The sequence below is a fragment of the Caballeronia sp. dw_19 genome (genome assembly GCF_018449515.1).
GTDB lineage: Bacteria > Pseudomonadota > Gammaproteobacteria > Burkholderiales > Burkholderiaceae > Caballeronia.
Genome location: NZ_JAAVUQ010000023.1, coordinates 90,719 through 111,729, shown reverse-complemented (window position 1 = coordinate 111,729; position 21,011 = coordinate 90,719). Strand labels below are relative to the sequence as shown.

At 58.5% G+C, this 21,011-nt stretch carries 20 protein-coding genes; 8 read left to right on the top strand and 12 right to left on the bottom strand.

Annotated features, from left to right (window positions below; all coding sequences use genetic code 11):
- The first annotated feature begins 115 nt into the window (after nucleotides 1-115).
- Nucleotides 116-1,564, top strand: a complete 1,449-nt coding sequence (locus HB376_RS26510) for an NAD-dependent succinate-semialdehyde dehydrogenase (protein ID WP_213766695.1) — start codon at nucleotides 116-118, stop codon at nucleotides 1,562-1,564.
- A 46-nt stretch (nucleotides 1,565-1,610) separates the two neighbouring features.
- Here the strand turns inward: HB376_RS26510 and HB376_RS26505 are convergent, their stop codons facing one another.
- The 8 genes from HB376_RS26505 to HB376_RS26470 all read right to left on the bottom strand — a co-directional run bounded on the left by HB376_RS26505 (nucleotide 1,611) and on the right by HB376_RS26470 (nucleotide 10,735).
- A complete protein-coding gene (locus HB376_RS26505; protein ID WP_213766694.1) occupies nucleotides 1,611-2,027 on the bottom strand; it encodes a PIN domain-containing protein in 417 nt (138 codons plus the stop codon).
- Nucleotides 2,014-2,250 carry a DNA-binding protein gene (locus HB376_RS26500; RefSeq protein ID WP_165102037.1) on the bottom strand — a complete coding sequence of 79 codons (237 nt, stop codon included), beginning with the start codon at nucleotides 2,248-2,250 and terminating at the stop codon, nucleotides 2,014-2,016. Before HB376_RS26500 ends, HB376_RS26505 begins: the two co-directional genes overlap by 14 nt.
- A gap of 176 nt (nucleotides 2,251-2,426) precedes the next feature.
- The gene (gene acnA, locus HB376_RS26495) at nucleotides 2,427-5,144 is read right to left on the bottom strand and encodes an aconitate hydratase AcnA (protein WP_213766693.1); all 2,718 of its coding nucleotides are present in this window, start codon (nucleotides 5,142-5,144) and stop codon (nucleotides 2,427-2,429) included.
- 72 nt (nucleotides 5,145-5,216) lie between these two features.
- Nucleotides 5,217-6,668, bottom strand: a complete 1,452-nt coding sequence (locus HB376_RS26490) for a bifunctional 2-methylcitrate dehydratase/aconitate hydratase (protein WP_213766692.1) — start codon at nucleotides 6,666-6,668, stop codon at nucleotides 5,217-5,219.
- 21 nt (nucleotides 6,669-6,689) lie between these two features.
- Nucleotides 6,690-7,217 carry a hypothetical protein gene (locus tag HB376_RS26485; RefSeq protein WP_213766691.1) on the bottom strand — a complete coding sequence of 176 codons (528 nt, stop codon included), beginning with the start codon at nucleotides 7,215-7,217 and terminating at the stop codon, nucleotides 6,690-6,692.
- A 142-nt stretch (nucleotides 7,218-7,359) separates the two neighbouring features.
- Complete coding sequence (prpC, locus tag HB376_RS26480) at nucleotides 7,360-8,532, bottom strand: 2-methylcitrate synthase (RefSeq protein ID WP_213766690.1); 1,173 nt, start codon at nucleotides 8,530-8,532, stop codon at nucleotides 7,360-7,362.
- Nucleotides 8,533-8,562: 30 nt separating this feature from the next.
- On the bottom strand, nucleotides 8,563-9,558 hold the full coding sequence (locus tag HB376_RS26475; protein WP_213766689.1) for an aldolase/citrate lyase family protein: 996 nt from the start codon (nucleotides 9,556-9,558) through the stop codon (nucleotides 8,563-8,565).
- 190 nt (nucleotides 9,559-9,748) lie between these two features.
- On the bottom strand, nucleotides 9,749-10,735 hold the full coding sequence (locus HB376_RS26470; protein ID WP_213766688.1) for a malate dehydrogenase: 987 nt from the start codon (nucleotides 10,733-10,735) through the stop codon (nucleotides 9,749-9,751).
- A gap of 560 nt (nucleotides 10,736-11,295) precedes the next feature.
- Here HB376_RS26470 and HB376_RS26465 point away from each other — a divergent pair.
- The 7 genes from HB376_RS26465 (at nucleotide 11,296) to gltA (ending at nucleotide 17,207) form a co-directional block, all read left to right on the top strand.
- The gene (locus tag HB376_RS26465) at nucleotides 11,296-12,084 is read left to right on the top strand and encodes a GntR family transcriptional regulator (protein WP_213766687.1); all 789 of its coding nucleotides are present in this window, start codon (nucleotides 11,296-11,298) and stop codon (nucleotides 12,082-12,084) included.
- Nucleotides 12,085-12,240: 156 nt separating this feature from the next.
- Nucleotides 12,241-12,651 carry a succinate dehydrogenase, cytochrome b556 subunit gene (gene sdhC, locus HB376_RS26460; protein WP_213766686.1) on the top strand — a complete coding sequence of 137 codons (411 nt, stop codon included), beginning with the start codon at nucleotides 12,241-12,243 and terminating at the stop codon, nucleotides 12,649-12,651.
- A 2-nt stretch (nucleotides 12,652-12,653) separates the two neighbouring features.
- Nucleotides 12,654-13,028 (top strand): succinate dehydrogenase, hydrophobic membrane anchor protein, encoded by a 375-nt coding sequence (gene sdhD / locus HB376_RS26455; protein ID WP_089162203.1) that lies wholly within the window; start codon nucleotides 12,654-12,656, stop codon nucleotides 13,026-13,028.
- A 3-nt stretch (nucleotides 13,029-13,031) separates the two neighbouring features.
- Entirely contained in the window at nucleotides 13,032-14,810 is a 1,779-nt protein-coding gene (sdhA, locus tag HB376_RS26450) for a succinate dehydrogenase flavoprotein subunit (RefSeq protein WP_213766685.1), read from the top strand.
- Nucleotides 14,811-14,825: 15 nt separating this feature from the next.
- Nucleotides 14,826-15,530 carry a succinate dehydrogenase iron-sulfur subunit gene (locus tag HB376_RS26445; protein WP_031362534.1) on the top strand — a complete coding sequence of 235 codons (705 nt, stop codon included), beginning with the start codon at nucleotides 14,826-14,828 and terminating at the stop codon, nucleotides 15,528-15,530.
- A gap of 14 nt (nucleotides 15,531-15,544) precedes the next feature.
- Nucleotides 15,545-15,817 carry a succinate dehydrogenase assembly factor 2 gene (locus HB376_RS26440; protein WP_213766684.1) on the top strand — a complete coding sequence of 91 codons (273 nt, stop codon included), beginning with the start codon at nucleotides 15,545-15,547 and terminating at the stop codon, nucleotides 15,815-15,817.
- Nucleotides 15,818-15,905: 88 nt separating this feature from the next.
- Nucleotides 15,906-17,207: a citrate synthase gene (gene gltA, locus HB376_RS26435; RefSeq protein WP_213766683.1), complete on the top strand. Its 1,302-nt coding sequence runs from the start codon at nucleotides 15,906-15,908 to the stop codon at nucleotides 17,205-17,207.
- 122 nt (nucleotides 17,208-17,329) lie between these two features.
- Here gltA and HB376_RS26430 read toward each other — a convergent pair whose 3' ends face one another.
- From HB376_RS26430 to HB376_RS26415, 4 genes are read right to left on the bottom strand one after another with little or no spacing between them, the layout of a single operon-like run.
- Entirely contained in the window at nucleotides 17,330-17,800 is a 471-nt protein-coding gene (locus tag HB376_RS26430; RefSeq protein WP_213766682.1) for a type II secretion system GspH family protein, read from the bottom strand.
- The gene (locus tag HB376_RS26425) at nucleotides 17,794-18,177 is read right to left on the bottom strand and encodes a prepilin-type N-terminal cleavage/methylation domain-containing protein (protein ID WP_213766681.1); all 384 of its coding nucleotides are present in this window, start codon (nucleotides 18,175-18,177) and stop codon (nucleotides 17,794-17,796) included. Before HB376_RS26425 ends, HB376_RS26430 begins: the two co-directional genes overlap by 7 nt.
- A gap of 7 nt (nucleotides 18,178-18,184) precedes the next feature.
- Nucleotides 18,185-18,667 (bottom strand): type II secretion system protein, encoded by a 483-nt coding sequence (locus tag HB376_RS26420; RefSeq protein WP_213766680.1) that lies wholly within the window; start codon nucleotides 18,665-18,667, stop codon nucleotides 18,185-18,187.
- Between the two features lies 1 nt (nucleotide 18,668).
- The gene (locus HB376_RS26415) at nucleotides 18,669-21,005 is read right to left on the bottom strand and encodes a secretin and TonB N-terminal domain-containing protein (RefSeq protein ID WP_213766679.1); all 2,337 of its coding nucleotides are present in this window, start codon (nucleotides 21,003-21,005) and stop codon (nucleotides 18,669-18,671) included.
- Between the last annotated feature and the right edge of the window lie 6 nt (nucleotides 21,006-21,011).

Here is a 21,011-nt window from a genome sequence, read left to right as displayed (position 1 = left end):
TGATCGCGTTACCATAAATGGTTAATTCGCCGGGTTTCGGATGTTGAGAATGTTGGAATGTTGAACAGACCCCGGCGGCAGTTTCCCCGATAACCACGACCATCAGGAGCCAAGCATGAGCGACAGCACTTTATCGCGTCATTATCCGAACACGCAGTTGTACATCGACGGTGCATGGCGCGCGGGCAGCCGCGACACCGCCGTCGTCAATCCGGCGACGGAAGCGGAAATCGGCCGTCTCTCGCTGGCCGGCGAACAGCATCTCGCCGACGCCGCCGAGGCCGCCGGACGCGGTTTTGCGGCCTGGCGCAAGGTATCGGCATTCGAGCGCAGCAAGCTGATGCGCCGTGCCGCGCAAAACCTGCGCGACCGCGCCGAGGAAGTGGCCGCGATCATGACCATGGAGCAGGGCAAGCCGCTGGTCGAATCGCGCATTGAAGTGCTGGGCGCAGCGGACACCATCGACTGGTTCGCTGAGGAAGCGCGGCGGACCTACGGCCGCGTGATCCCGGCGCGTGCCGGCAATGTGCGCCAGATCGTGACGCGGGAGCCGGTCGGCCCGGTTGCCGCTTTCACGCCGTGGAATTTCCCGATCAATCAGGCTGTGCGCAAGGTGTCGGCAGCGCTCGCGGCAGGGTGCTCGGTGGTCCTGAAAGGACCGGAAGAAACGCCGGCAAGCTGCGCGGCGCTGGTTCAGGCTTACATCGACGCAGGGTTGCCCGCTGGCGTGCTGAATCTCGTGTTCGGCGTTCCCGCTGACGTTTCGAAGTTCCTGATTGCGCATCCGCTGATCCGCAAGATCTCGTTCACGGGCTCGACGGCAGTCGGCAAATTGCTGGCCGCGATGGCCGGCGAGCACATGAAACGCGCCACGATGGAACTCGGCGGCCACGCGCCCGCGCTGGTTTTCGCCGATGCCGACATTCCGCGCGCCGCGAAACTCCTGGCCGGCGCCAAGTTCCGCAATGCCGGTCAGGTGTGCATTTCGCCGACGCGTTTTATCGTCGAAGAATCCGCTTATGAGGAATTCACGGAGCATTTCGTCGCGACGGCGAAGAAGCTCAAGGTCGGCAACGGCCTGGAAGAAGGCGTGCAAATGGGCGCGCTTGCCAACGGCCGCCGCCTTCAGGCGATGGAACGTCTGGTCGCCGATGCTGTTGAGCAAGGGGCCAAGGTGCTGACGGGCGGCGAGCGAATTGGCCGTGAAGGCTATTTCTTCGCGCCGACGGTGCTCGCCAATGTACCGATGTCGGCTCGCATCATGACGGAAGAACCGTTCGGCCCGATCGCACCGATTTCGACTTTCAAGTCTTACGACGAAGCTATCGTGGAAGCGAACCGTCTGCCGTATGGTCTGGCAGCGTATGCGTACACGCGCTCGAGCGCGACGTCGGCGGCGGTGGGTGAGGACATCGAAAGCGGTATGGTGTCGATCAACCACCACGGGCTGGGAATTCCCGAGACGCCGTTCGGCGGCGTGAAGGATTCGGGTTATGGCTCGGAAGGCGGCAGCGAAGCGATGGAAGCGTATTTGGTGACGAAGTTTGTGAGTGAGGCGCGGTAAGACTGGCTCGGGTCTATGGCGCGGCGAAGCCGCGCCATTCAGCGAGTTACTCAAACGGGTTAAGTAGTTTGACGCCGGTTTTCTCGAAGTCTTTGATGTTCCGAGTCACGACCGTGAGATCGTGCATCAGAGCGGTGGCGGCGATTAGTTTATCTATTGCATTTTCAGAGTTCGGGACCCGCAAGCGGCCCCAGAGTTGAGCGACGTCGTCATCGATCGGGATGACGTCCATCGCATAATCGCCCAATATTGTCCCTATCCACGCTTCGAGCATCGCAGCCTGCGGAGCGTCACCTCGATGCCTTACCGCTTCAGTTCCACGCCGTAGTTCGCCCATTGTGATGGCTGACAAGTGCAGGGGGGACTCGTCTTTGATCCTCTGTTTAATAAACTTTCGCACGCCTTTGTTGCCGTTGGTGCCTTTTCGAATTTCGCTAATAACGTTGGTATCAATCAAATACACGTGGCGCTCCACCCGTATCTTGAATCCGCTCGAAATCTGCGTCTTCTCCGACGTTGGGCATACTGGCTAACACTTCTGCCAGACTGCGTTTTTTGGGGCGGCTAAGCGCCTGAGCAAGAATTTCCCGATGCTCGGCTTCGGCGCTTCGGCCATGCGCAGCTGCGCGTTCGCGCAGGCTTTGGACCAGCGCTTCATCTATTCCACGAACCAGCAAATTTGCCATCGCAATGCCTCCCATTGAGTGTTATCAATGATAGCACTCGACACGATAAATGCAATCATTGCTATCAGATATTCTACGCAAAATCCAGCCGAAAAAAAACCCGGCCGAAGCCGGGTTCAACGTTCCCGCGCCCTGATCTCAAAAGGGCGCGGTCACCTGCAACAAATACCAAATACTTACGCTGCCAGCAGCGAGCGCAGCACGAACGGCAGGATCCCGCCGTGCTTGTAATAATCCACTTCAATCGGCGTATCGATACGCAGCAGCACCGTCACGCGTTGCGCGCTGCCATCCTTGCGATGGATCACGAGCGTCACTTCCTGCTGCGGCTTGATATCGGACGTAAGGCCTTCCAGATCGAACGTTTCTTCGCCCGTGATATTGAGCGACTGCACGCTGTCCGACCCCTTGAACTGCAGCGGCAACACGCCCATGCCGACCAGGTTCGAACGGTGAATCCGCTCGAAACTACGCGCTACGACCAGCTTCACGCCGAGCAATTGCGTGCCCTTCGCGGCCCAGTCGCGCGATGAACCCGTGCCGTACTCTTCGCCGGCAAACACGATAGTCGGCGTGCCTTCGTCGATGTACTTCATCGCTGCGTCATAGATCGACATTTCTTCGCCGCTCGGCTGGAATATCGTCACGCCGCCTTCCACGCGCGAACCGTCTTCCTTCAGCGGGATCATCAGGTTCTTGATCCGCACGTTGGCGAAGGTGCCGCGCATCATGACGTCGTGATTGCCGCGACGCGAGCCGTAGCTGTTGAAGTCGGCCTTCTGCACGCCGTTCGCCTTCAGCCACACGCCTGCGGGCGAGCTTTCCTTGATCGAACCAGCCGGGCTGATGTGATCGGTCGTGACCGAGTCACCAAAAATGCCCAACGGACGCGCGCCCTTTACTTCAGGGATGCTGTCGGCCGGCGTCATCGAGAAGTCCTTGCCGAAGAACGGCGGCTCGGCGATGTACGTCGACTTCGGCCAGTCATAAACCTGACCCGCTTCGCCTTCGATCTTGCTCCACAAGTCGCCGGTCTTCGTGAGTTCGGCGTAGTTCTTGCGGAACGCATCGGCGTCGAGTGCGTACTTGAGCAGCGCGTTGACTTCTTCGCTCGTCGGCCAGATGTCGCCGAGGAAAATGTCCTTGCCGTTCTTGCCCTTGCCGACCGGTTCCGTCATCAAGTCGACCGTCATGTTCCCGGCGATGGCGTAAGCCACGACCAGCGGCGGCGATGCCAGGAAGTTCGCGCGGATGTTCGGGTGAATACGCGCTTCGAAGTTACGGTTACCGGACAGCACGGCGGCTGCCACGATGTCGTTCTTCGTGATCGCGTCGTTCAGTTCCGGCGTCAGGTCGCCTGCGTTACCAATACACGTCGTGCAGCCGTAAGCGGCCAGTGTGAAGCCAAGCTGGTCGAGGTACGTCAGCAGGTTGGTCTTGGTCAGGTACTCGGTGACGATCCGCGATCCCGGCGCCAGCGACGTCTTGATGTGCGGTGCCACGGTCAAGCCGGCTTCCACAGCCTTCTTCGCGAGCAAGCCAGCGGCAAGCAGCACGCTCGGATTCGACGTATTCGTGCACGACGTAATAGCGGCGATCAAAATGTCGCCGTTCTTCACATCGACCTTGTTCGTGGTCACGTATTGCTTGTTGAGATCGGCGGCTTTCTTGCCGAAACCGTTATCGCTGACAGCCTTCGAGAACAGTTCGGTGAAGTTCGATTTCACATTGCCGATTTCGATGCGGTCCTGCGGACGCTTCGGACCTGCCAGCGACGGCGCCACCGTGCCGAGGTCGAGCGTGACGGTCTTCGTGTAGTCGATGTCGCCGGCCTTCGGCACGCCGAACAGGTTTTGCGCCTTGAAATAAGCCTCGAACGCTTCGATTTCGGCTTCGGTACGACCCGTGCCCTTGAAGTAGTCGATGGTCTTTTCATCGACGGGGAAGAAGCCCATGGTTGCGCCGTATTCCGGGGCCATGTTGCCGATGGTCGCGCGATCCGGCAGCGACAGCGACTTCGTGCCTTCGCCGAAGAACTCGACGAACTTGCCGACAACCTTCTCTTTACGCAGCATTTCGGTAACCGTCAGCACCAGATCGGTTGCCGTCACGCCTTCGCGAATCTTGCCCTTCAGCTCGACGCCGACCACATCCGGCGTCAGGAAATACACCGGCTGGCCGAGCATGCCGGCTTCCGCTTCAATACCGCCCACGCCCCAGCCCACCACGCCGATACCATTGATCATCGTCGTGTGGCTGTCCGTGCCGACGAGCGTATCCGGGTAATACACGGTGTCGCCGTCGACCGTCTTCTTGTGCACGCCACGCGCCAGATATTCCAGGTTCACCTGGTGGACGATACCCACGCCCGGCGGCACGACCTTGAACGTATCGAAGGCTTGCATGCCCCACTTCATGAACTGGTAGCGCTCGTTATTGCGCTGGAATTCCAGCTTCATGTTCAGGTCGAGCGCGTCTTTCTGACGGAAGTAATCGATCTGCACCGAGTGATCGACCACCAGATCGACCGGCACGAGCGGCTCGATAGCCTTCGGGTCCTTGCCCGCGCGTTTCGCGACGCCACGCATCGCGGCGATGTCGGCGAGCAGCGGCACGCCGGTGAAATCCTGCAGCACGACGCGCGAGACGACGAACGGGATTTCATCGGTACGATCCGCGACCGGCTTCCAGTTCGCCAGTTGCTTGATGTGTTCTTCGCCGATCTTCTTGCCGTCGTAGTTGCGCAGCACCGATTCCAGCACGATGCGGATCGACACCGGCAGGCGTTCGATCTTGACGTTCAGCGCCTTTCCGAGTGCGGGCAACGAGTAGTACTTGCCTTTGCCGGAACCGCTGTCGAATTCCTTGAGCGTTTTGTGGAGATTGTGGGCCATGTTTTTTTTCCTTGGTTTAAACGAGGAAATACCTTCGAAACGTTAGATCTAAAAGCGGGTGAAGAATCCTGACTAAATCACGTACAAATCTACATATTCATTGACCGGCATTGCTTCGAGCGTTGCCTGATCCAGCGATACCGCGAGGATCGCCTCTTGCTGCTTGGCTGGGAAACGCCGTGCGAGATTGGTCCTGAACTTTTCGACCAGAAGGGGGATGCCGTCTTCCCGGCGACGCTTGTGTCCAATCGGATATTCGACGACCACCTCGTCGAATTTCGAGCCGTCATTAAACTCGACCGTCAGCGCGTTAGCGATCGAACGCTTCTCCGGATCGTGATAATCCTTCGTGAATTGCGGGTCTTCCACGCATTCCATCTTCGCGCGCAACGTGTCGATACGTTGATCCTTCGCTATGCCGTCTTCGTAATCCGAAGCGGTCAGGCGACCGTGGATCAACGGCACGGCGATCATGTATTGAATGCAGTGATCGCGATCGGCGGGGTTATCGAGCGGACCCTTTTTATCGATGATGCGAATCGCCGCTTCGTGCGTGCGGATCGTGATCTTCTTGATGTCTTCAACACGCTTACCCGTTTCCGCGAGCTTGGCGTGCAAGGTCATCGCCGCTTCCACCGCCGTTTGCGAATGGAATTCAGCCGGGAATGAGATCTTGAACAGTACGTTTTCCATTACGTACGAGCCGTATGGACGCTGGAACTTGAACGCGTTGCCCTTGAAGAGCACGTCGTAAAAACCCCATGTTTTAGCGGTCAGAACCGATGGATAACCCATCTCGCCGGTCTTCGCGATCAACGCGAGACGCACGGCGCGCGAGGTGGCATCGCCGGCGGCCCACGACTTGCGCGAGCCCGTATTCGGCGCATGCCGATACGTGCGCAGCGAATGACCATCCACAAAAGCCAACGAAACAGCATTGATCAACTCATCGCGCGTCAGGCCGATCATCTGACCGACCACTGCCGTTGAAGCCAGCTTCACCAATAAAACGTGATCAAGCCCAACCTTGTTAAACGAGTTTTCCAGCGCGATACAGCCTTGAATTTCATGCGCCTTGATCATCGCGATCAGGACGTCTTTCATCGACAGCGGCTTCTTGCCAGTAGCCACCGCGTTACGCGAAAGCCAGTCGGCTGTTGCCAGAATGCCACCGAGATTGTCCGACGGATGGCCCCATTCGGCAGCGAGCCATGTGTCGTTGAAGTCGAGCCAGCGGATCATCGCGCCAATGTTGAACGCAGCCTGAACCGGGTCGAGCTGGAAAGAGGTGCCGGGCACCTTGGCGCCGTTGGGGACAATCGTGCCGGGCACGATGGGTCCCATCAGCTTGGTGCAGGCAGGATAGGTCAGTGCTTCGAGTCCGCAGCCGAGCGTGTCGATCAGGCAGTTGCGCGCGGTGTCGAGCGCGAGCGTGCTGTCGACTTGAAAGTTGAGAACGTAGTCGACGATATCGACTAATACTCGATCCGGCTCGGGCCGGACGTTGGAAATCGGTGCGGACATCGAAAAACCTCTGGTAAAAACTTACTTGACGTTCTTGATCAGTGCGTTGGATTGCGTCGGAGCCGGCGTGCCTGCTGCAGCCATTTCATCCGTCTTGCATTCGTCGGCGAGACGCGACGAGTCCTTGTCCGAGAACAACATGGCCTTGCTCGGGATCACGACGAGGTCCATGCCCGTTGCTGCATCGTGGAAGCGGTCTGCGCCGGTCGTGGTGTTTTCACGCGGCAATTGATAGTCTTTCTTCGCCCAGTTCACGGTAATGACCTGGTCACGCTTCATGTCGCCTTTCAGGTAGAAGGCCAGGCCTTCATTGCACGACCATTTCGTCGAACCTTCCGGGATCGGGTCCACTTTTGCTGCCGCTTTAGCTTCCGTGGCGGGTTTACGCTTGATCAGGCGGCGTGCCGGCGCCGGGCGTTTTGCGACTGCCTTCTTGGCCGTGGTGGTGGTAGTGGTCGTCGTGGCGTCTGCGGCCAGCGCGCTCGTGGTGGCGAGCATGCCCGAGAGGGACAGGGCGCCGACAACGCTAGCGATCAGGAGTTTATTCATCAATGACAGCCTTTCTAAATTTCGTTTAAATGTTCAATCGGGGTCGTTGCAGCGCCAGTTCGCGGGGTGAAATGACCGGCTGCATTGGCCCGTTTTGCGAAAGCACGCGCGCCGATTCGGGCTATCCGGCGCACGCAGCGCGCTATTTTCGCTTATTTATAGATTGGAACTTCAGATTTTCGGGACCGGTGTAATTTGCGCTCGGCCGAATGATCTTGTTGTCGATACGTTGTTCAATGATGTGAGCGCTCCAGCCCGAAGTCCGCGAGATCACGAACAGCGGCGTGAACATGGCCGTGGGCACGCCCATCGCGTGATATGAAACGGCGCTGAACCAGTCCAGGTTCGGGAACATCTTCTTCGCGTCCCACATCGTTGTTTCCAGGCGCTCGGCGATGTCGTAGAGCTTCGTGTCGCCGGCTTCCTTAGCCAGTTTTTTCGCGATTTCCTTGATCACCTTGTTGCGCGGGTCTGAGATCGTGTACACCGGATGACCGAAGCCGATCACGACTTCCTTCGCTTCCACACGGCGACGGATATCGGCTTCCGCTTCATCGGGCGTCTGATAGCGCGATTGAATGTCGAATGCGGCTTCGTTCGCGCCGCCATGCTTCGGGCCTCGCAATGCGCCAATGCCGCCGGTAATGGCCGAGTACATGTCCGAACCCGTGCCGGCGATTACGCGACAGGTGAACGTCGATGCATTGAATTCATGCTCGGCATACAGGATCAACGACGCATGCATCGCATCGACCCACGACTTCGACGGCGAAACACCATGCAGCAAATGCAGGAAATGCCCACCGATGGAATCGTCATCGGTCTCGGTTTCAATGCGCCGGCCATTATGAGAATAGTGGTACCAGTACAGCAGAATCGAGCCGAGTGACGCCATCAGGCGGTCGGCAATATCCTTGGCGCCGGAGATGTTGTGGTCTTCCTTCTCGGGCAACACGGTGCCAAGCACGGAGACGCCGGTGCGCATCACGTCCATCGGATGGGCGGATGCGGGAATCCATTCCAGCGCGGCTTTCAGGTTCGCGGGCAACCCACGCAAACCCTTGAGCTTGGCCTTGTAGGTCTTGAGTTCAGCGACGGTCGGCAGCTTGCCATGCACGAGCAGATACGCGATCTCCTCGAACTCGGACGTCCCGGCAATATCGAGGATGTCATAGCCACGATAATGCAAGTCATTGCCCGTCTTGCCGACGGTGCACAGCGCGGTATTGCCGGCTGTCACGCCCGACAGCGCGACCGATTTCTTCGGTTTGAAGCCGCCGGTGGCGGGTGCTTCTTTCTCTAACGTATCGCTCATTCGACCCAGTCTCCTGATATGTAGAACGCGTTACTTGTCTTGTGAAAAAAGCGTCTCCGCGCCTTCGGGCAGCGCCTGTGCCGACGCTTTCGCGCGGCGCAGCACTGACCAGTAATATCGATAACTCGCACGATCGTGCAGCGTGTCCTGATACCGCGTCGGTCCCCACTGCGCGTTTTGCGCGGCGAGCAAAATCGCCGTGGCGGTCGCAATCTCATCTTGCCGCGGCAGGAAGGCATCGACGATCGGCCGGATCTGATCCGGGTGAATGCTCCACATGCGCGTGTAGCCAAACTCGTTCCGGGCGCGCTGGGCGTCGCCCGCGACCACGCTCATATCGCGCACTTCGGTGGAGACGTTATGCGACGCCACCTTGCCATGCGCGTGGCAAGCCGCCGCGATCTCGAGTTTCGCGCGCCGCACGAGCGGATGATCGAACTGGCCGGGCGAGCGCATCGCGGTGTCGGGGATCGCGCCGTTATGCGCCGACACAAAGTCCATCAGCCCGAAGCTCAGCGCTTCGACGCCCGGAAGCGCCGCGAGTTCGAAGACCTCGGCCAGCGCGCCATGCGTTTCGATCAGCAACTGGCACGGAATAGCGTGCTTGATCCCAAGCTCACACCGCGACGCTTCGATGAACGCAACCATCTCGACGGCATCGAAGACGCTGCGAATCTTGGGCAGCGTGATATAGGCGGGCGCTTTTTTGGCGGCGCGCAGGATGATGCGCACGTCGTCGCGCCACGCGCGGTTCTGGAAGTCGTGAATACGCACGCCGACGCGGCCGAAGCGGTCGTCCTCGCTGCCCAGAAACGACGCCACCAACTCGGCGTGCGACGCTTCCTGACCGACTTGCGCGCCGTCCTCGCAATCGAGCGTGACATCAAACACCGGGCCGAGTTGCGCCTGCAGGGCGAGCGATTTCCTGATCAGCTTTTCGCTTCCTGCATAGTGATCGCAAGGGGGCATCACGGCAGGTGGAACGTCGCCTTCAAACAGAACTTCGGCGGGGGTGAGAGCGCGCATCGTCGGCGTCGGGTTGCTTGTAAAGAGGGTGGAAACGGCGGATTCGGGTGGGTTCGGACGTTCTTCAAGGCGCCTTCAGACGCCAGATGCCAAACGCACTCGAATCAGCAGCGAGCGCCGGCCTTGTGGCCAGGCGCTCACGTGAAACTCGCGTGAAACTCGCGTGAAACGCAAAGACTGCCAGACCCGCTTACTTGCCCAGCAGATGCGCAACGCCTTCACGCTCTTCGAGCAATTCGTTCAGCGTGCCGGTCATTTTCTCGCGCGAGAACGCGTCGATTTCCAGGCCTTCAACACGCTTGTATTCGCCGTTTTCGCACGTCACGGGGACACCGTAGATGATGTCTTCCGGGATTTCATACGAACCATCAGACGGAATGCCCATGGTGACCCACTTGCCGTTCGTGCCCAGCACCCAGTCACGCACGTGGTCGATAGCCGCGTTGGCTGCCGACGCCGCCGACGACAAACCACGCGCTTCGATGATCGCCGCGCCGCGCTTGCCGACGGTCGGGATAAACGTGTTGCGGTTCCATTCGTCGTCACTGATCAGCTTGGTCAGCGACTCGCCTTCCACCGTAGCGAAACGGAAATCCGGGTACATGGTCGGCGAGTGATTGCCCCACACAGCCAGCTTTTCGATAGCAGCAACCGGCTTGCCCGACTTCGATGCCAGTTGCGACAGCGCGCGGTTGTGGTCCAGACGCAGCATGGCCGTGAAATTCTTCTTCGGCAGATCCGGCGCTGACTTCATCGCGATATACGCGTTCGTGTTGGCCGGGTTGCCGACCACGAGCACCTTGATGTCGCGGCTTGCCACTTCATTGAGCGCCTTGCCTTGCACCGTGAAGATTTCGGCGTTAGCGGACAGCAGGTCCTTGCGCTCCATGCCCTTCGAACGGGGACGGGCGCCGACCAGCAACGCGACGTCGGCGTCCTTGAACGCGACCTTCGGGTCGTCGGTGACGACCACGCCGGCCAGCAACGGGAACGCGCAGTCTTCCAGTTCCATGACAACGCCCTTGACGGCGCCTTGCGCCTGCGGCAGGTCGAGCAACTGAAGGATGACCGGCTGATCCTTGCCTAGCAGGTCGCCATTGGCGATGCGGAACAGCAGCGAGTAACCGATTTGACCTGCGGCGCCGGTGACGGCAACGCGCTTTGCGGACTTAGCCATTGAGAACACTCCTGAACGGTGCGTGAAACGCTAGGGGAAAACGCCATTTTAGGCGCGTTACGCGAAGCGTTGATGAAGCATGTGAATCGAACTGCGCGGGCCGCCCCGAAAATCCAATGGCGCCGCGCCTGAAGCGAGATTGTCATTGTCTTTCCGGTAGCATGCCGGCAATCGCAGCCCAACCCTCGTGCTGGGAATCTGGCTCTGCGAGCATGGGAATTTGCGCTGGATCCTGCTGGTTCAGCGCCGCGCAACACCTCATGCGTCGCGTTTTCGAGGGCGCGCGGGCGTTGCAAGAGCGGGGCACTGGCAGCGGCAGCGAACACGAAAGCCGTTCGGCTTGAGGCGGTGAGCGGCAGGGCGTTCTGGTGACCAGCGCTAGGCTGGCCGACGCACCGGGTGCGCCGCATGACACACGCAGCATCCCGCAAACCCTTGCTCGCCAAGGAGTGTAGGATTCGATCAAGGCAAAGTCAACCGTATCATATGTCTTATATAAGACATAGGAATGTCCGGGAAAACGCTAGACGCGGCTCGGCGCTTTATGATGAAATGCGCGCATGAATTCGAACCCAGCGAGCACCACGAACCTTCCGGGCGCAGCCGGCGCGACGGAAGTCGTGCCCGCTTCGTCGCCGACGTTCAGCCCGCTATACCAGCAGATCAAGGCCCTGATTACCCAAGGGCTTGAATCGGGCGAATGGAAGCCCGGCGAAATGATCCCCAGCGAAGTCGAACTCGCGGCCCGCTACAAGGTGAGCCAGGGGACGGTGCGCAAAGCCATTGACGAACTCGCCGCCGGCAACCTGCTCGTGCGCCGTCAGGGCAAGGGTACCTTTGTTGCAACGCACAACGAAGATCGCGTACAGTTCCGCTTTCTCCGGTTACTGCCGGAAGACGGCGACCTTCATCCCCACGTGAGCCGATTGCTGGAGTGCCGCCGTTTGCGCGCACCCGCCGAGATCGCTCGCCAACTGGACCTGAAGCCGGCCGACCCCGTCGTGTGTATCAAACGCTTGCTGCAATTCGACGGTGAAACCACCGTTCTGGACGAAATCTGGTTACCCGGCGCGGTTTTCCGCGGGCTGACGGCTGAGCGCCTGGCGGATTACAAAGGCCCGCTTTATGCAATGTTCGAAACGGAATTCGGCACGCGCATGATCCGGGCATCGGAGAAAATCAGGGCGGTGGGCGCGGACGGCACAGTCGCGGAATTGCTTGGCGTGGCCGTCGGGTCGCCGCTGTTGTCGGTCGAGCGGGTGTCGTACACGTATGGCGACCGGCCGGTGGAAGTGCGGCGCGGGTGGTATGTCACGAACGGCTATTACTATCAAAACGATTTGAGTTGAAACGGGACGTGGATGGCTTGGCGGCGAACCCAAGGGGCGCCTTAAAAGCCTTTCTCACGCGATCAGCAATAGCCTCTTGCGCGGCATTTCGCTGCAGCGCGATATAAAAAGGCGCTAAAATCGCGGACTAGTGTGATAACAAAGTTGGGGTCTAGCATGGCTGAAGCCGTAAAAAAACCAAGACCTGAGTACCGGAATATCGGAATTGCTCAGCTAGCAACCTACCGCTTGCCACTAGCGGGGAAGGTTTCAATTCTTCACCGTATCAGTGGTCTGCTTCTATTCGTATCGCTGCCGTTTCTGCTCTATCTGCTGGACCAAAGCCTGACGTCGGAGATTAGTTTCGACTCCTTCAAGGGCTTTCTCGCCAATCCCCTCGTCAAGATCGTCGTCCTCGTGCTTTCGTGGTCCTTCCTGTTCCACTTTTGCGCAGGCATCCGCTTCCTGCTGCTCGATACCCATCGCGCAGTGAGCAAGGAAGGCGGCAAGCAGACGTCCATCGTCGTCCTCACGGTGTCATCTCTGCTGACAATCGTCGTTGCGCTTAAACTCTTCGGAGCCTTCTGAGAATGGCAGCGAATAACAACAATCGAATCGGTCCCAAGCGCCTCGTCGTTGGCGCGCATTACGGCTTGCGCGACTGGCTGGCGCAACGCATTACCGCCGTCGTGATGGCCCTGTACACGCTGGTCCTGCTGTTCTGGTTTTTCGGTGCGCGTGATTTTTCGTACGACGGCTGGGCATCCATATTCGCCATGCAATGGATGAAGCTCGCGACGTTTGTCGCGCTGCTCTCGCTCTTCTATCACGCGTGGGTTGGCATCCGGGACATCTGGATGGACTACGTGAAGCCGGTCGGCTTGCGCCTGTTCCTGCAAGTGGCGACGATCCTCTGGCTGGTCGGCTGTATCGGCTACGCGGCACAGATTCTCTGGAGAGTGTAAAGAATGGCTGCAATTAAAACGTCCCTGCCGCGTCGCCGTTTCGACGTAGTTATCGTAGGCGCAGGTGGTTCCGGCATGCGCGCGTCACTGCAACTCGCTCGCGCGGGTCTGTCGGTCGCGGTGCTGTCGAAGGTGTTCCCGACGCGTTCGCACACCGTCGCGGCTCAAGGCGGTATTGGCGCGTCGCTCGGCAACATGAGCGAAGACAACTGGCATTACCACTTCTACGACACCATCAAGGGCTCCGACTGGCTCGGCGACCAGGATGCGATCGAATTCATGTGCCGCGAAGCGCCCGGCGCCGTCTACGAACTCGAACACATGGGCATGCCGTTCGACCGTAACGCCGACGGCACGATTTACCAGCGTCCGTTCGGCGGCCACACGGCGAACTACGGCGAAAAGCCGGTGCAGCGTGCATGCGCCGCCGCCGACCGTACCGGCCACGCGTTGCTGCACACGCTGTATCAGCAGAACGTCGCAGCCAAGACGCACTTCTTCGTTGAATGGATGGCGCTGGACCTGATCCGCGACGCCGACGGCGACGTGCTCGGCGTGACTGCCATGGAAATGGAAACGGGCGACGTCCACATTCTCGAAGGCAAGACCACGTTGTTCGCCACGGGCGGCGCGGGCCGGATCTTCGCGGCATCGACCAACGCGTTCATCAATACCGGCGACGGCCTCGGCATGGCGGCCCGCTCGGGCATCGCTTTGCAGGACATGGAATTCTGGCAATTCCACCCGACTGGCGTGGCCGGCGCGGGTGTGCTGATTACCGAAGGCGTACGCGGCGAAGGCGGCATCCTGCGCAATTCCGACGGCGAGCGCTTCATGGAACGCTATGCGCCGACGCTGAAGGATCTGGCGCCGCGCGACTTCGTTTCGCGTTCGATGGACCAGGAAATCAAGGAAGGCCGCGGCGTGGGTCCGAACAAAGACCACGTCTTGCTGGACCTGTCGCACATCGGCGCCGAGACCATCATGAAACGTCTCCCGTCGATCCGCGAGATCGCGATGAAATTCGCGAACGTGGACTGCATCAAGGAACCGATCCCGGTCGTGCCGACCATCCATTACCAGATGGGCGGCATTCCTACGAACATTCACGGCCAGGTCGTGGGTACGCTGAAGGGCGGCTACGAAGAGCCGGTCAACGGCTTCTACGCGGTCGGAGAATGTTCGTGCGTGTCGGTGCACGGCGCGAACCGCCTGGGCACGAACTCGCTGCTGGACTTGGTGGTGTTTGGCCGCGCGGCCGGCAACCACATCATCAAGCATGCGCTGGAAATGAAGGAACACAAGCCGTTGCCGGCCGATGCCGCCGACGCCGCGCTTGAACGCCTCGCCGTGCTGGAGAACTCGTCGTCGGGCGAATACACGCAATCGATCGCTAACGACATTCGCGCGACCATGCAGGCGCATGCCGGCGTGTTCCGCACGTCGAAGCTGTTGGCGGAAGGCGTGGACAAGATCAAGGAATTGTCCGAGCGCGTGAAGCACGTGCATTTGAAGGACAAGTCGAAGGTCTTCAACACCGCGAAGGTCGAAGCGCTGGAACTCGCGAACCTGATCGAAGTGGCGCGTGCGACCATGATTTCGGCTGAAGCGCGCAAGGAAAGCCGCGGTGCGCATGCGCAAAGCGACTTCGAAGTCCGCGACGACGAGAACTGGATGAAGCACACGCTGTGGTTCAGCGAAGGCGACAAGCTCGATTACAAGCCGGTGCACATGACGCCGCTGACGGTCGAATCGGTGCCGCCGAAAGCGCGTACCTTCTAAGGCAAGGAAATCGAAATGGCAAAGCGTACTTTTGAAATCTACCGCTACGATCCGGACAAGGACGCGGCGCCCCGCATGCAGACGTACGAGATCGAGATCGACTCGCACGAACGCATGTTGCTGGACGCGCTGCTGAAGCTGAAGTCCGTCGACGAAACGCTGTCGTTCCGCCGTTCGTGCCGTGAAGGCGTGTGCGGTTCGGACGCCATGAACATCAACGGCAAGAACGGTCTGGCCTGCTTGCAGAACATGAACGACCTGCCGCAGAAGATTGTGTTGCGTCCGCTGCCGGGCCTGCCTGTTGTGCGTGACCTGATTTGCGATTTCACGCAATTCTTTAACCAGTATCATTCGATCAAGCCGTATCTGATCAACGACACGCCGCCGCCGGAAAAAGAGCGTCTGCAAACGCCGGAAGAGCGCGACGAGCTCGACGGCCTGTACGAGTGCATCCTGTGTGCTAGCTGCTCGACTTCATGCCCGAGCTTTTGGTGGAACCCGGACAAGTTCGTAGGTCCGGCGGGCCTGTTGCAAGCCTATCGATTCATTGCGGACAGCCGTGACGAAGCGACGGGTGAACGTCTCGACAACCTGGAAGATCCGTACCGTCTGTTCCGTTGCCACACGATCATGAATTGCGTCGATGTGTGCCCGAAGGGACTGAATCCCACGAAGGCTATCGGCAAGATCAAAGAATTGATGGTGCGCCGCGCTGTCTGAGAAGGACTTGTGTCATGAATGACTCCGGGCATCAGTCCGACCCTCTACGCCGCGCACGCCTTCGCTGGCGCGCGCGGCGCGGTCTGCTGGAAAACGATCTGATCTTCGAGCGTTTTTTCAGCCGATATGAGCATGACCTCAGTGACGCGGACGTTGGTGTTTTGACGAAACTGCTGGAACTGGGCGACAACGACCTGATGGACTTGCTGCTGGCACGCAAGGAACCGGAAGGCGAACTGGCCTCGCCGGATATGAGCCGCGTGCTGGAGATGCTGCGCTCGGCCTGAGTTAGTCCACTGAGCCAGCCATGCGGCGCGTGCAAGAGTCGTGCGAATTATCGAAAACCTGTTTCCATACTTCGATTGAGGATGTGCTATGACCCCGTCAGATGTTAAAGCCACGCTATCGTTCAGCGACAACTCGCCGAGCGTTGAAATGCCGATCTACAAGGGCACCCTGGGCCCGGACGTAATCGACATCCGCAAGCTGTACGGCCAGACCGGCAAGTTCACGTACGATCCGGGCTTCATGTCGACGGCGGCGTGCAATTCCGCAATTACGTACATCGACGGCGATAAGGGTGAGTTGCTGTACCGCGGGTATCCGATTGAGGAACTCGCGGTCAAGGCGGACTTTCTCGAGACCTGCTACGCGCTGCTGCACGGCGATCTGCCGACGGTCGAGCAGAAGGCCGAGTTCGTTGAAACCGTCACGAAGCACACGATGGTTCACGAGCAGATGCATTTCTTCTATCGCGGTTTCCGTCGCGATGCACACCCGATGGCGGTGCTCGTGGCAGCCGTTGGTGCGCTGTCGGCGTTCTATCATGACTCACTGAATATCAACGACCCGCGTCACCGTGAAGTGTCGGCGATTCGCATGATCGCGAAGCTGCCCACGCTGGTGGCGATGGCGTACAAGTTCACGATCGGCCAGCCGTTCGTTTATCCGAAGAACGATTTGTCGTACAGCGCGAACTTCATGCACATGATGTTCTCGAACCCGTGCGAAGAGTACAAGGTCAATGATGTCCTCGTGCGTGCGCTGGATCGTATTTTGATCTTGCATGCGGATCACGAGCAAAATGCTTCTACGTCGACCGTGCGTTTGGCTGGGTCGTCGGGTGCGAATCCGTTTGCTTGTATTGCTGCTGGCATTGCTTGTTTGTGGGGCCCGGCGCATGGCGGTGCGAATGAAGCCGCGCTGAACATGCTGGAAGAAATCGGTTCCGTCGATAATATTCCTGAGTTCATCAAGCAGGTGAAGGACAAGAATTCGGGCGTGAAGCTGATGGGCTTCGGGCATCGCGTTTATAAGAACTACGATCCGCGCGCGAAGCTGATGCGTGAAACGTGCCATGAAGTGCTCGAAGAGCTGGGTCTGCATGATGACCCGTTGTTCAAGCTGGCAATGGCGCTGGAAAAGATCGCGCTGGAAGACGAGTATTTTGTGTCGCGTAAGCTGTATCCGAATGTTGATTTCTATTCGGGTATTGTGCAGCGTGCGCTGGGTATTCCGACAGCCATGTTTACGTGCGTGTTTGCAATGGCACGGACCGTGGGCTGGATTGCGCAGTGGAACGAAATGATCGCTGATCCGGAACAGAAGATTGGCCGTCCGCGTCAGTTGTTTATCGGCGATACGCCGCGCGAAGCGAAGGCGATTGATAAGCGGTAAGTTGTAGTGGTTGTTTGCGCAGGAAAGCCTGTTCGGGGCTGAAAACCGCACGGTATGAAATGGGTAAAGGAACGCGCCAACGGGTCGACCGTTGGCGCGTTTCGTATTGCGCTGTCGCAACCTTACGGCGCATAAATAAACTCCCACTGCTGGTAACTTCGCGCTGCTGAAAATGCCGTTTGATCCTTCGGAAACCCGGCTGCCTTAGCTGGTTTGCGACGCGACGCGCTGTGCACACCCATTACACCGCCGCCCGGAGCGGGAATCAGGATAAATGCTGCTCCTGTGACAGGATCTGGATAGAGCCTGCGCAGATACCGGCGTATTACCGGGTAGCGCGGGTCGCGCAGCAGATCGCTCACTTTCTCCGGATACGGCTTCCCACCGACGGGCGTGCTTTGCGAATACTGCCGAATAGCGTCCCGATATAGATTGCCGGTGTAGAGCAGTTCTGTCTCACGGTTGCGCTTGTCGGTCATCGCGACATTTTCAAGCAGCTTGCCGAGACCCAGCGTGATGAATAGCACCACCAATAGCGCCCAAAAATACGTGACACCCCGCTGTCGTGCCGAACTTGCGCGGTTCTTCACCACGAGTTGTATTCCGTGCCGTCGAGCGCCTTGCCGGGCGCGCCACTCTTCACATCGACAATAGTCTTGTCGTCTTCATCGACACCCGCCACTGGCGCCCAACTATCGGAGCGGTTGGTCACCGGATCAAGCGGCAGCGCGCGCAGATAGTGCCGTTCGGTTAGCGCTGACAGTTTTTCCGGGTACGTTCCCGTGTCGCTGTAATACTGATCGAGCGCCCGGCGCAGGACCGACAAATTTTCTTTCAAAGCCGCTTCCTTTGCACGGTCAGCTTGGTGAACGTAGCGCGGCGCAACTATTGACAGCAGCGTTGCCACGATCGCTAAGACGACCAGCAGTTCGATCAGCGTAAAGCCGCGGCTGCGCAGTTTCAGAGTCATCTTCTTCTCACCATTTCCGATAAGGGATTCCGTTAGTCCCCTTCCTGTCGTTTTGCGAATACACGTCGTACACGTCGCCGTCCTCTTGCGGATCGTCAGCTTCGCTGGAGTAGCTGCGTATTCCCCAACTGTCCTGGGCGGATTCAGACTGTGCTGGATTCATAGGATCGCGCGGCACGCGGCGAAGGAAGTAAATCTTTTTACCTTTCGGGTCGCGCTTATCCACAACACCTTTCGACAGTTCGTCCAAGGATGGTGGATAACCGGTCGAATCAGCGGAACGTGCAATCCTGCCCTCGTCACCTGCTTGTTTGTAGACATCAATCGCAGTCCGAATCTCTCGTAGAGCCTGTTTTAATTCACGCTCTTTCTCACGCTGTTCATGCATCTTGACAAACGGTGTCGCGACCGAAGCAATGATCGCAACCAAGGCAACAGTGACGATCATTTCGATCAACGTAAAACCGGAATGGAGCGACCTCTTCTTCATGTCACGGCGACACCAGAATCTGTTTTGGAAGCGCCACCGTGACGGCCAACTGCTCATGGTTTTCGTTCTCCACCTTCAGGTTCTGCAAGGACAGGTTGAGCGGTCCGTTCGTCGGGTGATCTGCCTGGAATGTGATCATTGCGAGAGAGCCGGTAGCCGCCGCTTTTCCGATCGTGATATGGAATCGGTTGCCATCCTGCTTCGCATCCACCTTCACACCCGTGCGCGGTTCAACCTTGAGCAGTTCAATCTCGGGTTGGTCCAACATGAGATCTAGTTCGGCTGTTTCAAAGCTCGGGCCATTGGCTAGCAGATTGACCGTAAAACTCGTCTTCGACGCAGCCTGAGACGGTACTGCCAAGTCAAACCGTACAGAGTTCGTTTTGCCCTGCGGGTTTGTCGGATCGGTTGCGACGTGCACGACTGAGGTTGACGCAATAGCGGCGGCGCTCAGTCCCGATGAGGGCGGCGGAGCGACCGGAGCAGGCAAGCTATCAGAATCACTGTATTGTGCGGCGGGCGTCAGACGCAGTGGGCGAGCTGACACTTGCTCGGCGGTCCCGCTTGGGAACGCCTGCGCATAGGAACCTGGTACTGCCAGCGAGCGCGTCACATGCGGCGTGATCAGCAAAACGATTTCAGAGCGCGCGTTGGTATCGTTGGTGTTGGAAAAGAGCCGCCCAAGTCCCGGAATTTTCCCTAGACCCGGAATGTGGGTACCGGATTCCTGGCTATCGGTCTTGATCAATCCAGCCAGAACCTGAGTCTCACCGTCACGCAGGCGCAGTACGGTATTCGCGTTCCGTGTGCCGATCTGATAGGCGAGCAGGCCAGTAGCCGATGAGCGGACTTCCTTGATGATGTTGCTGACTTCCAGCGAGACGTGCATTGTCACATCGTTGTCGATATGAATTTCAGGTTCCACTTCCAGCTTCAGGCCGACATCAAGATAGCTGATCGATTCGGTGATCGCATTTGAATTCTGATTCACGGTTGACGTGATGACGGGCACCTTATCGCCGATCATCACGCTGGCCTTCTCTCGATTGAGCACCCGAATGCGAGGGTTTGCCAAGGTGTGCGTACTACCGCTTGTCTGACGCAGGTTCAAGACAGCAAAAGGATCGGGAAAGGTCAACGGAAAACTGTTTTTGTTCAAGCCTTTCAGTTGATCGAGTGTCAGGCTGGCAGGGACGCCGGCCGGACCCACGAGGCTTGCGCTAACACTGGTCGGAAATTGGACGCCCAAGTTGAGCAAGTCGTTGGAATTTACCTCTAGGACTTCCACCTCGAGAATTACCTCCGGGCTCGCAATGTCGTATAGGTCGATCAGGCGAAGAATAGTGTCCTGTACTGATTCGGTGTCACGCACCACCAACATCTTCAGGCGCTCATCGACGTAAATTGACTTCGGCGCCACCACCGCGCGCAGCATTTCCTGAACTTTCTTGGGGTCTGCGCTGTTCAGGTAATAAGACCTCACGACCAGATCGTCATACCGCTTTCTTTTCTCGTCGTTCGCCGGATAAACGAGAACGGTGGTGTCGTTCAGTATCTTCTTGTCGAGCTGGGACGTCTGCAGGATCAGGTTCAGAGCGTCAGCGACCGTAGTGTTTCGTGCGTAGATTGTGGTTCGGAGATCGGGGCTGACGTCCTTATCCAGTACGAAACTGATGCCAGACGTCTGCGTCAGGATCGCGAGGACGGAGCGGATGTCGACGTCCTTTAGTTCCAGCGTTACTGGAGTCTGCAGGGACTGGTTTAGCGCCGGCAGCACCATTGCAGCGCGTGTGGACTGCGCGTCGATCTGCTGCAGCATCTGGCGCGCTTGGGTATGGCTGGGGTTTTCAGACAGGATGGCATTAAGCAATTGCCTGGCGGTGGCGGCATCGCTCTTGCCGATCGCTGCTCGCGCCTCGTCCAGTTCAGTCTTTTCGCGCTGCTCGCGCGCGATCAATCCAACACCACGCAATGCCTCGGTATTCTGAGGGTCATAATGCAGCACGTCCTGATACGCGGCTAGCGCTTCGTCGGCATGGTCGTCGTAGCGTGCTGCTGTAGCCTTTTGCATGATCGACTGCATTTCGCGATCACGCTGGGCGATGAACTTCATCCGGTACTGTTCCGGATTTTCTGCTGATGCCTGCTGCATTTTCCCCAAGCCTTCGCTAACCTTACCTTCCTTAATCAGTTTGTCTCCATCCCGCCAGTCGCTGTAGCCGGCACACCCACCGATACTGAATACGACTGCGCTGACGCACAGCGCTAGCGTCGGTCGTTGCACATGACTGACTGCGTGCGCGCAGAAACGTTGCTGCCAAAACCGCTCATTACTCATCCGTCT

What these genes read in the sequence shown, in the direction of transcription:
- HB376_RS26445 (WP_031362534.1), top strand. Translation starts at nt 14,826, where the DNA reads ATGGCAAAGCGTACTTTTGAAATCTACCGCTACGATCCGGACAAGGAC.
- sdhD (WP_089162203.1), top strand. Translation starts at nt 12,654, where the DNA reads ATGGCAGCGAATAACAACAATCGAATCGGTCCCAAGCGCCTCGTCGTT.
- sdhA (WP_213766685.1), top strand. Translation starts at nt 13,032, where the DNA reads ATGGCTGCAATTAAAACGTCCCTGCCGCGTCGCCGTTTCGACGTAGTT.
- HB376_RS26465 (WP_213766687.1), top strand. Translation starts at nt 11,296, where the DNA reads ATGAATTCGAACCCAGCGAGCACCACGAACCTTCCGGGCGCAGCCGGC.
- HB376_RS26420 (WP_213766680.1), bottom strand. Translation starts at nt 18,667, where the DNA reads ATGAAGAAGAGGTCGCTCCATTCCGGTTTTACGTTGATCGAAATGATC.
- HB376_RS26440 (WP_213766684.1), top strand. Translation starts at nt 15,545, where the DNA reads ATGAATGACTCCGGGCATCAGTCCGACCCTCTACGCCGCGCACGCCTT.
- HB376_RS26485 (WP_213766691.1), bottom strand. Translation starts at nt 7,217, where the DNA reads ATGAATAAACTCCTGATCGCTAGCGTTGTCGGCGCCCTGTCCCTCTCG.
- HB376_RS26470 (WP_213766688.1), bottom strand. Translation starts at nt 10,735, where the DNA reads ATGGCTAAGTCCGCAAAGCGCGTTGCCGTCACCGGCGCCGCAGGTCAA.
- sdhC (WP_213766686.1), top strand. Translation starts at nt 12,241, where the DNA reads ATGGCTGAAGCCGTAAAAAAACCAAGACCTGAGTACCGGAATATCGGA.
- HB376_RS26490 (WP_213766692.1), bottom strand. Translation starts at nt 6,668, where the DNA reads ATGTCCGCACCGATTTCCAACGTCCGGCCCGAGCCGGATCGAGTATTA.
- HB376_RS26510 (WP_213766695.1), top strand. Translation starts at nt 116, where the DNA reads ATGAGCGACAGCACTTTATCGCGTCATTATCCGAACACGCAGTTGTAC.
- HB376_RS26415 (WP_213766679.1), bottom strand. Translation starts at nt 21,005, where the DNA reads ATGAGTAATGAGCGGTTTTGGCAGCAACGTTTCTGCGCGCACGCAGTC.
- gltA (WP_213766683.1), top strand. Translation starts at nt 15,906, where the DNA reads ATGACCCCGTCAGATGTTAAAGCCACGCTATCGTTCAGCGACAACTCG.
- HB376_RS26475 (WP_213766689.1), bottom strand. Translation starts at nt 9,558, where the DNA reads ATGCGCGCTCTCACCCCCGCCGAAGTTCTGTTTGAAGGCGACGTTCCA.
- prpC (WP_213766690.1), bottom strand. Translation starts at nt 8,532, where the DNA reads ATGAGCGATACGTTAGAGAAAGAAGCACCCGCCACCGGCGGCTTCAAA.
- HB376_RS26425 (WP_213766681.1), bottom strand. Translation starts at nt 18,177, where the DNA reads ATGACTCTGAAACTGCGCAGCCGCGGCTTTACGCTGATCGAACTGCTG.
- acnA (WP_213766693.1), bottom strand. Translation starts at nt 5,144, where the DNA reads ATGGCCCACAATCTCCACAAAACGCTCAAGGAATTCGACAGCGGTTCC.
- HB376_RS26500 (WP_165102037.1), bottom strand. Translation starts at nt 2,250, where the DNA reads ATGGCAAATTTGCTGGTTCGTGGAATAGATGAAGCGCTGGTCCAAAGC.